Raw genomic sequence first — 14,722 nt, 5'->3', positions numbered from 1 at the left:
GAACTTTCGGTAAAAAAGCAATTTGGCCTGTCAGGAAATTCAGAATCCCGATTGGTTGAAGGGAACCATTATGATTGCTCCGGCCATTGATCCGGAGCAGGAAAAGTACTTATGGTTTGGCAAGTTGACCCTTTACAAAAGTACCCGATGGCTGGCCCCCCGGTCCCTGCGGGTGGCTGCGGATGAAAAGTACAGCCATGAAGATGAACTCAAAACGTTTATCGCGGACTGGGACCAAATTCGTAAACCGGTACTCCATTTACACGGAGATGACGATAGACTAGTTCCCTATGGGAATGTAGCCTTCTCCAAAAACAACATCCCCGAAAATTGGCTTGAAATAAAAACCTTCGAAAATAAAGGACACCTGATCCCTTTTACAGAACGCGAAACCATGGTAAAGGAAATCATCCGTTTCGTTTCCAGCCTGGAAACACCTGCTAGCCAATGACTTTTTCATATCTTAATTCACCAAAAGCCTTCTTCTTTCTCATAATTCCATCATTCGGGAATAATTGACAAGGAATAGGGTTGTATTGCCATTTTCTATGACTGTCCTGCATGGCAACTTTGTAACATCATTAAAACAAAAACAAAAAAGCTATGCGTAACATTAAAATTGACGTACCAACTAAATCATCGGTAAGCGAAGAAAATAAGGCTATCTTAGAAAAGATCGAAGGCGGCGTAGGGTTTATCCCTAACATTTATGCCACCTATGCCCTTTCGAAGAATGCACTGGCCAGATATACCGCCTTTGCCAATGGCAAAACCAGCCTGAACAACAAGGAAAAAGAAGTGGTCAATCTGGTAGTCAGCCAAATCAATGGGTGCACCTATTGCCTCGCCGCTCACACCGCCATTGGTAAAATGAACGGTTTCTCCGAGGAGGAAATCCTGGAAATACGAAAAGGCGCGGCCACATTTCATCCGAAATTCGATGCCTTGGCAAAACTCGCCAAATCGGTCATGGAAAATGCCGGAAAAATAGATGACGCTGTTCTGGAAAATTTCTTTGAAGCCGGTTATGGTAAAGAAAATCTGGTAGATACCATCGTGGCCATTGGCGAAAAGACGATTACCAATATGCTTCATAACGTGACCAAAGTTCCGGTAGATTTCCCGGAAGTAGCTCCGTTAAATTAAGTCCAATACCAATATCACTGAAATTTTATTAATTATGCAATCAATTAATTGGAAAATCGCAATCGTCGCGGGGATCATCGGTACGGTATTGTTTGATGTATTTGGTCTGGTAATGTCCGGCGAGTGGTGGGATCTACCCGCCCTGTTGGGCGAAAAGACCGGTCTTGGCCTGGTATATGGGGTGTTTGGCCATTACAGTAATGGCATCTTATTAGCCATACTCTATGCGGCCATCGCTCCCTCCCTTTGGGGTCCCCATTGGGTAAGGCCTTTTATTTTCATCACCGCCCAGACTATCGCTCTGGTTTGGTTCTTTATGTTCCCCTTAATGGGTGCCGGAGTAGCAGGAAGCAATGCCGGACCCATGATGGCCATTGGATCTCTATTGCGGCACTGGGTATTTGTCATTCCGTTCATTTTCATTATAAACAAGAAACTGTTTTACGATCAAGAGGACAACCTCAGCCTTACCTGAAAATAAACGGGACTCACTGGAAATTCCGGACAGAAACAGGGTTTTTGTCCGAAATTTCGTTTTTTATTGTATTTTAAAAATATCTCAAATCCGCTGCCTAATCCTATATTCAACTGATAAATAAAGGGGTAAACCTGTCAGGTTTACGGATTTTAGGAAATAACTAAATCGCTGAAAGCATGAAAAAGGAAACCGTTCGTTTTAAAAACCGCCAGGGAATCGATCTCTCTGCCAACATCTATCATCCGCTTGACCAGCATCCCCGGTTTTTCGCCCTGTTTGCCCATTGTTTCACCTGCAGCAAGAACCTGAAGGCCATTCAAAACATTTGCAATACCCTTTCTCAAATGGGAGTTGCGGTTATGAGCCTTGATTTTACGGGTCTGGGAAATAGTAAAGGGGAGTTTGAAAACACCAACTTTTCTTCCAATATCAGTGATCTGATAGACGCATCGGAATTTTTGACCAAACATTACCAGGCCCCTTCCCTGCTGATCGGACATTCTTTTGGTGGTGCTGCTGCCATTTTTGCCTCCCAAACCCTGCCGCATATTGAAGCACTGGTCACCATTGGAAGCCCTTCGGATCCCCAACACATCTCCCATTTGTTTGAGGATCACCTGGAATCTATTGAATCAAAGGGATCTTCCACGGTTCATATCGGTGGTAGGGGCTTTGAAATCAACCAAGCCTTTATTCAGGATCTTCGCCAAAAAGACCTGGGTTTCTGCCTGTCTAAACTCAGGAAACCCATCCTGATTTTACACTCCCCACAGGATCTCGTCGTGGATATTCGGCATGCAGCCGAGTTGTATGAAAAAGCCTACCATCCCAAGAGTTTTGTTTCCCTGGATGGTGCGGACCACCTGTTATCCAACCCGGCTGACAGCCAATACGTGGGAGAAATGATCAGTTCCTGGTCCAGAAAATACATACCCGCTCCTACCGTGCCTAACGATACCAAAGGACACGCAGTAAAGATTCGGCTGGCCGGGAACGGCTACACCTCCGAAGTGAAGACGCCCTTCCATCACCTGCTGGCAGATGAACCGGAAGAGGTGGGAGGCGATAATCTGGGCCCCACACCTTATGACCTACTCATGGCAGCACTGGGCACCTGTACTGCCATGACCCTGCAAATGTATGCTCAGCGTAAAAAATGGAAACTGGAGGAAATCAATGTCTACCTGGACCATGATAAAGTTCACCAAAAGGACGGCGACAATGTGGACGATAAGAATGCCAAGGTTAGTCGTTTTACCCGAAGCCTGGAAATAACCGGAGATCTCGACGAAACCCAACGGAAAGGACTATTGGAAATCGCCAATAAATGTCCGGTCCACCGTACCCTGCAAGAGCAAATCAGTATCGAAACAAGGTTTAAAAGCGAATAGAATTTCCCGATACATAGCGAAAGTCTAATGATAAAAGGGGAGTCGGTGACAGAAATCACATGTTGTTTTCTCCACAGTGACTACCTTTAGATCGTACCGTTCTGAGGGTCAATTTATTTGATCCTGACGCTCACATATAAAAACCAAAACACAACTTATCATGAAAAAAAATATGGGTACTATTGATCGCGTGGTGCGGACTATTATCGCTATGGTCGCCCTTTATCTTTACTTTACAGGAGCCGTATCGGCAACCCTAGGCTTGGTATTTATCGCAGTGGCAGCTATTTTTCTGCTGACAAGCCTGGTGAGTTTCTGTCCCCTTTATACGTTGGTTGGAATAAAGACTTGCCGGTCTAAAGAAAATTAACGTAGACACCGTATTAAGAAATTAAAGGCTGACTCCTCACGGAAATCAGCCTTTAAACTTTTACCTGGAAACCGGTCGTTAGGCAGGATCCAGAATCTCTTTGATACGTTCCAGACAATCCTCTAGATGGATTTTACTCATCCGGTCCCCGGTTCTGGGGATGGCCCTTTGAATTTGCCCTTGAAGGGTTTTAAGACCTGCCCGGGCGGCTGGCCGGATGTCCGACTGGGAAGCATCTAAGGAGGAAGCCGACCTACCGCTTTCATCTTCGCTAAGCAGGAGTTCCAGCCGCTCTATATGCGCACGTTGCAGGCTTCTGCGGTTGACATCGATGGTTTTTCCCTGAGGAAGCTCGGACCATATCCCCTCGCTGAGGTCATCCATCATCTCCAGCAAACCATAAGCAGATGCCCCGTTCAGGGCCTGGTTTTCAATGACCCTTCCCAATCTACCCCATTCCAATATGGCATTCAGCGTGGTTACCTGAAGCTTTCGCACCCGGTCAAGCATTCCAAAATCTTCGATTCGCCGGGTAATGGCCTCATTGGTCAGCCAGTCCTGGGTAGCAAATAACTCATTGACCAAAAATGCCATGGCTTCTTTTTGGGTGGCTTTGGCTACGTGGGTGTAGACGGCTTCCTCTTCCTGACCTGTGGCTTTATAAATTTCGTAGACCCCGCCTATATTGGTTCGTACATGTCCCATGTATCGGTTATACTGGGCCAAAACCTGTCCGTACAATTCCTCCAGGTCACTGTAATCCTTATAGGGTTTGTCTTCCTCTGCCGTCCATTCGATCAGGTTTGGTACGATCCGTCGCAGGTTTTGGATGCCATAGTCTGAAGCCTTCATCGCATCATTACCCAGGTCTTCGCTTTGGGTACTGGGATCGTAGGGGTTTCCCTGTCGCCCGTACCGGTAAACCGGATCTCCCTGTTTTTCCAATATCCATTGGTCCAGGATGGCCTGCTCTTCTTCCGGAGTACTGGCTTCCGGAATGGGCCGATACCCCCATCCAACAGCAAATTTGTCATAAGGCCCCACCTCTGGATACAGGTGTACTCCTTCATCCTCAGGTTGTGCAATGTAATTGAACCGGGCATAATCCATAATAGAGGGAGCCGTACCGAATTCACGGGTGAAAGTAGCTGAACGCAGGGAATCCACCGGATAGGCAAAAGAGGAGGCAAAATTGTGCGGCAAGCCCAGGGTATGGCCAACTTCGTGCGCAGAGACGAACCGAATTAACCTGCCCATCACTTCATCCTGAAATTCAATCCCCCGGGATTCCGGATTGATAGCCGCCGTTTGGACAAAAAACCAATTGCGCAGCAGGTTCATGACATTATGGTACCAACCAATATCGGACTCTATGATTTCACCAGATCGGGGATCGGAAACATGTGGGCCATAGGCATTTTGTATGTCGGAAGCAAAATATCGAATCACCGAATAGCGCGCGTCCTCGGGATGCCAATTCGGGTCTTCCTCGGGCGTAGGGGCATCTTTTGCGACAATGGCGTTTTTAAATCCCGCTTCCTCAAAGGCCACATTCCAATCTTCAACACCCGCTTTCAGATAGGGCACCCATTTCTTCGGTGTAGCGGGGTCAATATAGTATACGATTTGTTTTTTTGGCTCTACCAATTCTCCTGCCTTGAATTTTTCCAGGTCTTCTTCCTTCACTTCCAATCGCCAGCGATCCAGGTAAGTCCGCTTGCTGGCCTTTTGCGCATCCAGACCGTAATCGGTCACCCGGGTGCTAAACCAGCCCACCCTGCGGTCCGCCAGGCGCTGCATCATGGGTTCTTCTGGAAGCAAAACCATGCTACTGTTCATTTCTACCGTGATCAAGCCCGTACTGGAATTGGATGGTGGCTCGGCAGCAGCATAGGTAAGCACGTATCGGGCTTCAATATTGGTGGGGTAGGTGCGAATGCTATCTACATAGGATCGATCCGTATCCAATCGGGAAACCTTGTATTGGGTGCGGCGGTTTTTCTGCAAGCCCAGGGCCTGTATGTCCTTTGAAAATAGGTCCGTCACGTCTATCACCCAGCCTGTTTCGTCCTTACCTTTAGACTTGATGTCGAAACGATAAAGAATGGGTTCCAGATTGGAATTTCTTACGGCTTGGTAAATAGGCAGCGAATCGGAGGCCGTATTGGAATAAGAAACGACCCGAAGCAGCAGGTTTTTATCCTTTTTATCCCAGCGTAGCATCTGTGTATTGGTCCGCTCGCCTCCGTAGCCTATTCCAGAAGCCGTTTTGGCGATGGTGGTGACCATTAACATTTCCCTACCCAGCATTTCCTCCGGTATCTCATAAAAATAAGACCCATCCACCAGGTGAACGTCAAAAAGCCCTTCCCGGCTTTGTGCCTCCTCTGTAATGACCTTTTTGTAGGGCTTTAAGCCCCCTTTGGATTCTTCCTTTTCATCCGAGGCCTTTTCTTCTTGTTTTTCGTCCTCCTTTTTGTTTTTCTTGTTTTTACGCTGGGCGTCGGCTTCTTCGGTAAAAACCAGGATAAAGCAAAAACTTACCAAAAGCGTAAGGAGTATGCCTGACTTCGACCGATGCTTGTATTTTTTCATTTTCAATGATTTAGTGGAAAGACGAAATTAAAGGATTATTTTTAAATCTGTTTGTTATCCGGAATGGAAATCACCTGTTGAAATATCTTTCTCGTTTTCCAAACCATCCCGGATAGGAATAGTTAAAAAACCACGCATGTTTGAAAATGAAATTATTATTATTGGAGGTGGCTTATCCGGACTAACAGCTGCCTATCTATTAGCCCGGCAAGGTAGAAAAGTGCTGGTTATCGAAAAGAAAACCTATCCCTTTCATCGGGTCTGTGGAGAATACGTGTCCAATGAGGTAAAAGATTTTTTGATTCGGGAAGGTTTGTTTCCCTTTGAACACAATCCTCCTTCCATCAATCAATTTAGGTTAAGTGCCGTCAATGGAAATCACGCAGATTTTCCGTTGGATTTAGGCGGTTTTGGGATAAGCCGCTACGTACTGGACCACCATATTTATCAAAAATGCATGGAGCAAGGGGTGCAGTTTTTGCAAAAAACCCAGGTTACCAATGTCCACTACGAATCCGAAAAGCATGGCTTTTTAGTTGAAACCAATGACGGTACCGTCCTGCCCGCGGAATTTGTCTTGGGTGCTTATGGCAAGAGATCCAAAATTGATAAAAAATTAGCGCGGTCCTTTATACAAAAAAGAAGTCCCTATGTCGGCATAAAATACCACATACAGATGGATGGGTTGGAGGACCAGATGGTGGCTTTACATAACTACAATGGTGGCTACCTGGGCATCAATAAGGTAGAAAACGGACATTTTAATTTGTGCTACCTCGGAAGCAGGGAACAGCTCAAAACTTCCGGAAGTATTGCTGCCATGGAAGAAACCTACCTGTACAAAAATCCTCATATTCATCATATTTTTGAAAATGCCCTGTTTTTATGGGACAGACCGGAAGTGATCAACGAGATCAGCTTTGCCACAAAACAGCCTGTGGAGAATCAGATCCTGATGTTAGGCGATGCGGCTGGCATGATCACCCCTCTCTGCGGAAACGGGATGGCCATTGCAATCCATACGGCAATCCTGGCCGCCGAAGCCTTTAAGGAAAAACAAGGCCTGGCTGAAATTCAGGAGGCCTATCAAAAAGATTGGAATCGATTTTTTCGGAAACGGCTCATGCTGGGAAGGAAAATACAACAGCTATTTGGCGCCCCACTGGTATCTTCCCTGGCGGTAAAATTGCTACAAAGCTCTTCCTTTCTTTCCCGACAACTTATTCGACAGACCCACGGCACTCCTATCCAATAAAACCACCCCAAATAGCATTCGAAAACGCCATGGGGTGGCTTGACAGCTTTTTCTTAAAAGCGAATGGACAGGCCCGCCAGGTAGTTGGTCCCGGCCATGGGATAATAATAATTTTCAGTCACCAATTCCCGACCGCTGTTCCCTTCAGAGGGCACGAAATAGCTAAAGGTATAGCCATTGGGTTCGTACATTTCGTTGAAAAGGTTATTTACTTTTACAGAAAACGCCATTTCCTCTACGAATCCCGGATTCCAGCTGTAAGAGAACCGTAGATCGGTCGTCCAGAAGGGATCCAGGCTACGGTTTTCCTGCTGGGTATTGTCCAGGTACTGTCTCCCAACATACTTATTGAGCAGGCTAAGCTCCAGGTTTTTTACCGGACGGAAATCGATGAGGGCACTGCCTACCAGATTGGGGGAAAAGGCAATATCCGTATCCTGATAGGTGGTGCTTTCCTGGCCGGCAAATCCCCAATTTTCGTCATACACATCATTATATTCCGTAAACGTGTCAATCTTATTTCTACTAAATGCAATGTTTCCTCCAACCGTCCATTGAGAGTTAAGCTGCACGGCCCCATCCAGTTCTATGCCTGCCCGGTAGCTACTGGCAACATTTTCACGGATATAGGCCCCTACATCGTTGAGCTGACCGGTGAGCACTAATTGATCCTGATACCCCATGTAATACAAGTTCGCACTGTATTGATAGCGATTGCGACTGACGCGAACGCCCGCTTCCACATTATTCAAGGTCTCCGGCCTGGGGGTTTCTGCGAGCGGAGAATCCGTGAAATCGGCCCGTACCGGCTCCCGGTTGGCCACGGCGTAGGAGGCATACCAGGTCTTTCCATTGGTCGTTTCATAAGACAAGCCGACTTTAGGGTTAAAGAAGTCATAATTCTGGCTACCGGTAATCGTCCTTAGGTCGCTGTTGATTCCCTCAAAGCGATAGTATATATTTCTCCACTGAAAATCACCAAACAAATACAGCCTTTCCCGTACTTCGTAGGTTGATTTGAGGTAAATATTTCGGTCATCCTTCACCGCCACATTGTCATAGTAGCGGTCTCGAATATCGGTGTCACCGCTCACACCCATCCAGATGATTTCCCCAAAGTGGTCCCCATCATAGCGATTGGCACCTCCTCCTAAAATGGCATCCACTTTACCATTTTTAGACACGTATTTCAGAGAATAAACCGCCCCATAAAAATCATTGTCCAGCCACCTTCTACGAATAATATCGGTTTCGGCAATTTCCTCATCTCCGATCAGGATGGGGTCAATCCCATAATTATCCGGCAGGTTGTCATCCGGTCTGAATTGCTCGTAATATCCCTGCCCCTGCGTATAATGTAATGCAAAATTGGCTTTCAGATAATTGCCCCAGGTACCGGCATAAATAAACTGGTAATGATCCTGCTGGTAGTTATCGGTTTCGTTTTCATACGTATAGCCGTTATAGGTACGATCGGTTTCCAGTAGGTTTTCAGGTACGCCGTTCCAAGCCTGATACGTCTGTTCAGATCCCGAAAAGATATTGACCTTTACCACATGGTCATCGCCAAAATAGCCTCCGGAAACGAAATAGGATTTCAGGTCTGAAAAAGCCCGATCGATGTAGCCATCGGAAGAAATCCTGGAAAGTCGGGCATCTACTGCCCAGCGGTCGTCAATCAGACCTGTACCTGCCTTTATGGTGTGCTTCCGGGTAGCAAAAGAGCCCACCGAGTGATCGGTTTCCGCATACGCTTCTTCCTTTTTGGTATCCGTTTGGATATTCAGGCTGGCACCAAAGGTGGCCGCTCCATTGGTCGAAGTGCCTACGCCTCTCTGGATTTGGATATTTTCTACCGAAGAAGCAAAATCCGGCATGTTTACCCAAAAAACGCCGTGTGATTCGGCGTCGTTCAGCGGAATCCCATTCACCGTCACGTTAATCCGGGTCTGGTCGGTTCCCCTGATTCTCAAACCTGTATAGCCTACACCTGCTCCGGCATCGGAGTGGGTGACCATGGACGGGGTATAGTTAAGCAACAAGGGCAGGTCCTGTCCCAGGTTATTCTTGGAAAGGTCCGATTTGTCTATCACCTGAAAGGTGGTGGGGGTGGTGGCCGAAGCCCTGGTTCCGGAGACGATAAACTCCTCTGTAGAGATGGTGATCGGATTCAGCTCAATCAGAAGCGGTGAATCCTGCGGAACCCGGACGGTAACCCAGTTGGTTTCATATCCCACAAAGGATATGCGTAATTCCCATTCTCCCTGCACCATTCCACTCAGCTCAAAGCTTCCGTTTCTGTTCGAGACGGTACCTTGGTCCGAATCTTCAAGGACAATGGTAGCCCCCGGAAGGGCAACATCGTTTTCGGCATCCCTGATTTCTCCCTGAATGCGATTTTGGGCCATTGCCCATTGGGTAAACAGCATTGCTGCTGCTACCAGATACATGCGAATCATAATTATTAACGAATTCGGTTAAACATAAAAGGAATAAAGGGGTATTCCTTTTTTCGTAGTTTACCCAATAGCAGTACGTACGATTAGCTATTTCTCATTTCCCTTCGCCGGCACTACCCGGATCAGGTAATATGGGTATGATCTCAGCCCGGTATATTGGGGCACCCCTAATGATCTTGATGCAAATGTAAGTGGTAGAAATGGGAATGCCAAATACTACCCCATGGCTTAAGCGGTTCCCAACACTCTTAAATGTCGGAAATGAGAAAGGAAAGCACGACGCAATTTCTGATGCTCCAGATACGTGATGTTATACTCCTGACATGCTTGCTTGATTATCTTGCTGATAGCAGGATAGTGAATGTGCGAAATTTTTGGAAACAAATGATGCTCCACCTGGAAGTTCAAGCCACCCAAAAACCAGGTCAGCAGTTTGTTGCTGGTCGCAAAGTTGGCAGTGGTCCGGATTTGGTGAATCATCCATTCGTCCTCCAGGCTGTTGGTGACCGGGGAAGGTATCGGGAAAGCTGTTTCCTCCAGGCTATGTGCCAATTGAAATACCAGGGTCAGTAATAGTCCTGCAAACAAACTGAAAACAGCAAAACCCAGCAGCCATTGACTAAAGCCTACCATATAAATGGGTATGGCCAGGAATAAGACCAGATGAATGGCCTTAAAAGACCAGAAACTGATATGATCTGATAACTTCATCTTCGTTATGGGAACCTGGCCGACTTTTTTGGTCACGTATTTTTTATAATCCGTGAAAAATACCCAATAAAGGTATAGCAGGGAATAGGTAAAAATAAAGTAGTAATGTTGAAACTGATGAAATTTAAACTTTTTCTGGGTTGGGGAAAGCCTCAAAAAATGGCCAGCGTTCAAGTCGTCGTCTACTCCCTCTACATTGGTAAAGGAATGATGGACCACGTTGTGTTTGGTTTTCCACATAAAGACATTGGCTCCCAGAAAATTGATCGAAAGGCCAGCCAACTTATTGACCCAAGGTCGGTCACTGAAACTACCATGTGCCCCATCATGCATGACATTAAAGCCAATAAAAGCCGTCATGGCACCAAGAAGCAGGCATTCCAACAAGGCAACGGCCCAGTGAGGGGTAAAGAAAACAAGGTGAACGTATAGGAAAATAAAAGACAAGACAATAATACCTGCTTTCAAATAAAGTGGGCGGTTTCCGGACCGGGTTAGGTTTTTTTCCCGGAAATAGTCAGCCACCCTTTTTTTGATATCCTGATGAAAATTTAGGGTAGGTTTAGAAAATTTTGGCGTAGCCATACTGATTTTTTAATAGGTGAATAGCAAAAGGTAATTGTAGATCGAAGGTGGCTTCGTATTTCTGAAATCAGCCGGGTGAGGGATGGCATCTAAAATACCAGTAAGCAAGGTACGACATATAATCACATCAATCAATTAAATTCCACTGTATTAATTAAATGCATCATATCTGCCTTAACATATTCAATGATCGGGGCCAGTGAATCGTTCTTAACTGCGGTATTGAAATAAAGCGCCCCTCTCAGAAAATGAGCGGTGGAATCGGTCACAAAGAATTGGAACTGCGTCGGTACTTCTCCGCTTAACTCGGCTACCAATCCGGTATAGCCCTTAGGCGTTCGGACGACATTCTCGTCAATGCCATAAGCCTTGATTTGATGTTTAAAAGTCAGATTGAGTGCGTCATCCAGGTAGGTTCTCAGGTTTTCTTTACTCCCTTCAATAGGCTTATAGGTAAGGTGCACCCTTGCTCCCAGTGCCGTATAGTGTAGATTGATCCAGGTTTTTTCAGCCATGTTAAAGGAATCCGGCTCGACCTGCAGGTGCCTGGAATGCTGAAAGGAATAGGGAAGGTCCATTGATAGGGACTCAAACCCCCTTTCCGGCAGGTCAATGCGATTATATCCCATCGGCTTGGGCAAGTAATCTTCTCCGCAGGAACTGATAAACAGCAACAGCAGCAGGCTCCATCCTATACATCCCGATGAACAATCCATGCCTTGCTTTTTACTATTCCTCATTCTCTTACCCAGGTCACTTTATCTGAAATTGGCTTCCTTCTTCCCTCCGGCCAGCGATCGGTAGCCGGTTTGGCCACATAAAAAAAGCCCATCAGCATGTCTTCTTCTTCCAGCCCAAAAAAGGATTTGGCTTCCGGCCAAAATGTAGGTCCGCCGGTCCCCCAATAGGCCGCCAAACCGTGGGCACTGGCCGTCAGGTACATGTTCTGTACCGCCATGGAAACCGCCGCTATTTCCTCCATCTCCGGAAGGTTGGCCCGAAGATCTCGCTTCATCCCGATCGCAATGATATGAGAAGCTTTGAGTGGGTTCTCCTTGAATTTAGTATAGGTGGCTTCTATAAATTTCCCGGCCTTTTCACTTCGTTCCTTGTATAATCCGGATTGAAATTCAGCCAGCCGCTGAAGTCCCTCTCCCGAAAACACTACAAAACGCCAGGGCTCCGTCAGCTTGTGTGTTGGGGCCCAATTGGCATTTTCAAGCATCTCCATAATGATCCGATCATCCACCGGATCGTCCTCCTTAAACTGAGCTACAAATTGAGACCTTCGGTTTCGGATGATTTTATTGACTTCTTCTATATTAAATACGGGTCGGTTATTCATAAGTGTGCTATTGTTACTAGTATTTCAATCTAACCTTTATCCCACCATAAAAGTTTCTTGGAGCGGCGGGTTGGAAGTACCTGCCTCCGAATGGGTTCAAGTCATTACCCAGGCTATAGTTGGAATCGGACAGGTTTTCCACTCCCGCAAAAACTTCCAGATCCAAGGTGGTACCGATACTTCCCCTCCAGCCTGCGCGGGCATTTAGCAGGTGATAGGCATCCTGGTAAACCGTATTGGCATCGTTCAGGGGAATATCATCTACAAATTGGTGAGTAAAATTAAGGTAAAAACCAGGTTTGGTACGGATATCCAATTGATTAACCAGGGTATGAGGTGCCACTCCGGTGAGGTCATTTCCGGAATAATCATTTTCACCCTTTACAAAATCGGCAAAGGTAAAATAATGACCGGTAAAGGTATGGGTCAGTTTAAGCTCTTGAATAAAAGTCAGTTGATTGCGGATCAAGGCATAATCCACCAGGGCTTCCACTCCTTTTTGGTCCGTTGCCCCGGCATTGCGAAACAGCACCACTCCCTGCTCATTGGTAAAGGTGGTGATGGTCTCGTCTAGTTTAAAATAGAAAGCGGAAACATCCACATTCACCCTTCCCTGATTAAAACTGGACCGGTACCCCAGCTCGTAGTTGATTCCCTTCTCTGCCTCCAAATTCAAATTAATCGTGCCTTCATTGGTCCGTACTTCGTCAATAGTGGGAGGTGAAAAACCGGAACTTATGCTCCCGTGAATCGCCGCGGTGGGGTTCAATTTGGCAACCAATGCGACTCTGGGAACAATCACCGGATCAAATGTGCGACGGGCCTGCGAGGGCATTCCCCGGATGGCATCAATGTTTCTGGCTATATCCAAATTGGAAAAATTCTCACTCAAACCCAGCGTAAGTAAAAATCGCTCTGATAATTCCGCCTCCACTTGCTGGAAGAGAAAGGCAGTAGTAGATTGCAATTCATCACTAAACCGGATGGTATCTGCCTGACCGGCCCGGTTGCCAAAGTTTTGGGCCGCCGTCTTTGAAAACTGGTATTCCCCCCCGCCGATTAAACGTATCGGCACGGAACCCCAAATCGCATCATAGGTAAAACTGGTTCTTCCCCCGTAACTAAACTGTGTCTCCTTCTTATAGTCTAGGTTGAAGGGGTTTTCGAAATCCACGGTATTAATATAAATCGAGGTCTTGTTACTTAAATTGGGATGGAACTGGTAATCGTGAGAAACAACTCCATACATCGACTGCTGGTCAATGGATGCGTTTTGGGCCGCAGATCCCGGCCGGGCCTGACGGGGATTTTCCTCCACCTGGCTGGCAGTCAGTGCCCCGGGCAATTCGTAAAAAAGATCGGAATACAACAGTTGCGTGGTCAGCCGTTGCTTTTCAGAGGGCCGGAAATGTCCGCTAAGTTGGATTACTTCCCGATCCATGGCGGTATGGTCCCGGTAGCCGTCGGCTTTCTGTTTCACGTAGGAGACCTTAATGCCTCCTTCTTCCATTTCTTGAGACAAGCCAAAGCGGTACCGGGTCATCCCAAAGTCGCCAAAGATAAGATCCGAGCTAATCCTGTTTTCATTGATGTCCGTACTACTGCTAAAATTAATCACGCCTCCGTTTCCGGCACCATAGATGCTTCCCGCCGGTCCCTTGATAATCTCGGTGTTCTCCAGATTAGAAAGATCCAGCATGTTGAGCGGAGTGGTGCCGTCTGCAGCCGTAAAAGGGATTCCATTCCAGTAGACTTTTACATTTCTTACTCCAAAAGGTGCACGCAAGGAGCTACCCCGAATCGAAATACGGTAGCTGGCGGGCGCTCTCTGCTCCACCCGTATGCCCGGTTTGGTATTAAAGGCATGGACCACCGAGGTTTCATTGAACCGAAACAAATCCGCTTCAGAAACCCTGGAAATGCCCGCTGCCTGCTCCAAAAGGGGCCTTTCCGTATCAAAAGAACTGACCACCACTTCCGAAAGGGCGTTTTCAGCCCGCTGCAGGGAAACCGTCAAGGTGCCTGAGACGGGTACCGTTTGGGTCTTGCTCTCATAGGCTACGTGCGAAAATCGCATCTCGGTGGCTTCTTCCAATGAAAAGCTTACTTGTCCCTCTTCATCGACTACGTAAGCAGGCAGATTATTTGCTTTCAGGGAAACATAAGGTATGGGATCGCCAGACTGTGCATCCAGCACCAAGATTCTGGTTTGCGCCAAGAGCGTCAAGGGCAATAAGGTAAGTATTAATAATAGTAAACTTTTGAACATGGATTGGAGGAATACGATGAGAATGTAGTTACGCTTACAAAATTAAATCATTTCGCTCGTAATATACCACCAATAAAAAAAACCTGTGGCAGGTAATCAAAAAATCAATACCTTGTTT

Annotated in this window: 12 protein-coding genes and 1 riboswitch; of the genes, 6 read left to right on the top strand and 6 right to left on the bottom strand. The window is 46.6% G+C overall.

Features of this window, described 5'->3' with window-relative positions:
* The first annotated feature begins 22 nt into the window (after positions 1-22).
* From GJQ68_RS08380 to GJQ68_RS08360, 5 genes are all read left to right on the top strand, one after another.
* Positions 23-451 carry an alpha/beta hydrolase gene (locus GJQ68_RS08380; protein WP_162416846.1) on the top strand — a complete coding sequence of 143 codons (429 nt, stop codon included), beginning with the start codon at positions 23-25 and terminating at the stop codon, positions 449-451.
* A gap of 152 nt (positions 452-603) precedes the next feature.
* A complete protein-coding gene (locus GJQ68_RS08375; protein ID WP_162416845.1) occupies positions 604-1,146 on the top strand; it encodes a carboxymuconolactone decarboxylase family protein in 543 nt (180 codons plus the stop codon).
* Between the two features lie 34 nt (positions 1,147-1,180).
* Positions 1,181-1,621 (top strand): hypothetical protein, encoded by a 441-nt coding sequence (locus GJQ68_RS08370; RefSeq protein WP_235941197.1) that lies wholly within the window; start codon positions 1,181-1,183, stop codon positions 1,619-1,621.
* Between the two features lie 179 nt (positions 1,622-1,800).
* On the top strand, positions 1,801-3,015 hold the full coding sequence (locus GJQ68_RS08365) for a bifunctional alpha/beta hydrolase/OsmC family protein (protein ID WP_162416844.1): 1,215 nt from the start codon (positions 1,801-1,803) through the stop codon (positions 3,013-3,015).
* A gap of 160 nt (positions 3,016-3,175) precedes the next feature.
* Positions 3,176-3,385: a YgaP family membrane protein gene (locus GJQ68_RS08360; protein ID WP_162416843.1), complete on the top strand. Its 210-nt coding sequence runs from the start codon at positions 3,176-3,178 to the stop codon at positions 3,383-3,385.
* Between the two features lie 78 nt (positions 3,386-3,463).
* Here the strand turns inward: GJQ68_RS08360 and GJQ68_RS08355 are convergent, their stop codons facing one another.
* A complete protein-coding gene (locus GJQ68_RS08355) occupies positions 3,464-5,980 on the bottom strand; it encodes a zinc-dependent metalloprotease (RefSeq protein ID WP_162416842.1) in 2,517 nt (838 codons plus the stop codon).
* Positions 5,981-6,116: 136 nt separating this feature from the next.
* On the opposite strand from GJQ68_RS08355, the gene GJQ68_RS08350 reads away from it, so the two are divergent.
* The gene (locus GJQ68_RS08350) at positions 6,117-7,235 is read left to right on the top strand and encodes an NAD(P)/FAD-dependent oxidoreductase (RefSeq protein ID WP_162416841.1); all 1,119 of its coding nucleotides are present in this window, start codon (positions 6,117-6,119) and stop codon (positions 7,233-7,235) included.
* Between the two features lie 53 nt (positions 7,236-7,288).
* Here the strand turns inward: GJQ68_RS08350 and GJQ68_RS08345 are convergent, their stop codons facing one another.
* The 5 genes from GJQ68_RS08345 to GJQ68_RS08325 form a co-directional block, all read right to left on the bottom strand.
* Positions 7,289-9,694, bottom strand: a complete 2,406-nt coding sequence (locus GJQ68_RS08345; protein ID WP_162416840.1) for a TonB-dependent receptor — start codon at positions 9,692-9,694, stop codon at positions 7,289-7,291.
* 82 nt (positions 9,695-9,776) lie between these two features.
* Positions 9,777-9,873: riboswitch (TPP riboswitch) on the bottom strand.
* A 49-nt stretch (positions 9,874-9,922) separates the two neighbouring features.
* Positions 9,923-10,990 (bottom strand): fatty acid desaturase family protein, encoded by a 1,068-nt coding sequence (locus GJQ68_RS08340; protein WP_162416839.1) that lies wholly within the window; start codon positions 10,988-10,990, stop codon positions 9,923-9,925.
* Positions 10,991-11,121: 131 nt separating this feature from the next.
* A complete protein-coding gene (gldD, locus tag GJQ68_RS08335) occupies positions 11,122-11,706 on the bottom strand; it encodes a gliding motility lipoprotein GldD (protein WP_162416912.1) in 585 nt (194 codons plus the stop codon).
* A 20-nt stretch (positions 11,707-11,726) separates the two neighbouring features.
* Complete coding sequence (locus GJQ68_RS08330; RefSeq protein WP_162416838.1) at positions 11,727-12,335, bottom strand: nitroreductase family protein; 609 nt, start codon at positions 12,333-12,335, stop codon at positions 11,727-11,729.
* A gap of 16 nt (positions 12,336-12,351) precedes the next feature.
* The gene (locus GJQ68_RS08325) at positions 12,352-14,604 is read right to left on the bottom strand and encodes a TonB-dependent receptor domain-containing protein (RefSeq protein ID WP_162416837.1); all 2,253 of its coding nucleotides are present in this window, start codon (positions 14,602-14,604) and stop codon (positions 12,352-12,354) included.
* Between the last annotated feature and the right edge of the window lie 118 nt (positions 14,605-14,722).

The organism is Cyclobacterium roseum, from assembly GCF_010119225.1.
GTDB lineage: Bacteria > Bacteroidota > Bacteroidia > Cytophagales > Cyclobacteriaceae > Cyclobacterium > Cyclobacterium roseum.
The sequence above is the reverse complement of the archived record's forward strand: the minus strand, read 5'-3'. Positions and strand labels throughout refer to the sequence as shown.

Bases quoted from the DNA above. Each gene is read 5' to 3' on its own strand.
- GJQ68_RS08355 (WP_162416842.1), bottom strand. From the start codon at position 5,980: ATGAAAAAATACAAGCATCGGTCGAAGTCAGGCATACTCCTTACGCTT.
- GJQ68_RS08375 (WP_162416845.1), top strand. From the start codon at position 604: ATGCGTAACATTAAAATTGACGTACCAACTAAATCATCGGTAAGCGAA.
- GJQ68_RS08340 (WP_162416839.1), bottom strand. From the start codon at position 10,990: ATGGCTACGCCAAAATTTTCTAAACCTACCCTAAATTTTCATCAGGAT.
- GJQ68_RS08370 (WP_235941197.1), top strand. From the start codon at position 1,181: ATGCAATCAATTAATTGGAAAATCGCAATCGTCGCGGGGATCATCGGT.
- gldD (WP_162416912.1), bottom strand. From the start codon at position 11,706: ATGGATTGTTCATCGGGATGTATAGGATGGAGCCTGCTGCTGTTGCTG.
- GJQ68_RS08345 (WP_162416840.1), bottom strand. From the start codon at position 9,694: ATGATTCGCATGTATCTGGTAGCAGCAGCAATGCTGTTTACCCAATGG.
- GJQ68_RS08360 (WP_162416843.1), top strand. From the start codon at position 3,176: ATGAAAAAAAATATGGGTACTATTGATCGCGTGGTGCGGACTATTATC.
- GJQ68_RS08325 (WP_162416837.1), bottom strand. From the start codon at position 14,604: ATGTTCAAAAGTTTACTATTATTAATACTTACCTTATTGCCCTTGACG.
- GJQ68_RS08365 (WP_162416844.1), top strand. From the start codon at position 1,801: ATGAAAAAGGAAACCGTTCGTTTTAAAAACCGCCAGGGAATCGATCTC.
- GJQ68_RS08330 (WP_162416838.1), bottom strand. From the start codon at position 12,335: ATGAATAACCGACCCGTATTTAATATAGAAGAAGTCAATAAAATCATC.
- GJQ68_RS08350 (WP_162416841.1), top strand. From the start codon at position 6,117: ATGTTTGAAAATGAAATTATTATTATTGGAGGTGGCTTATCCGGACTA.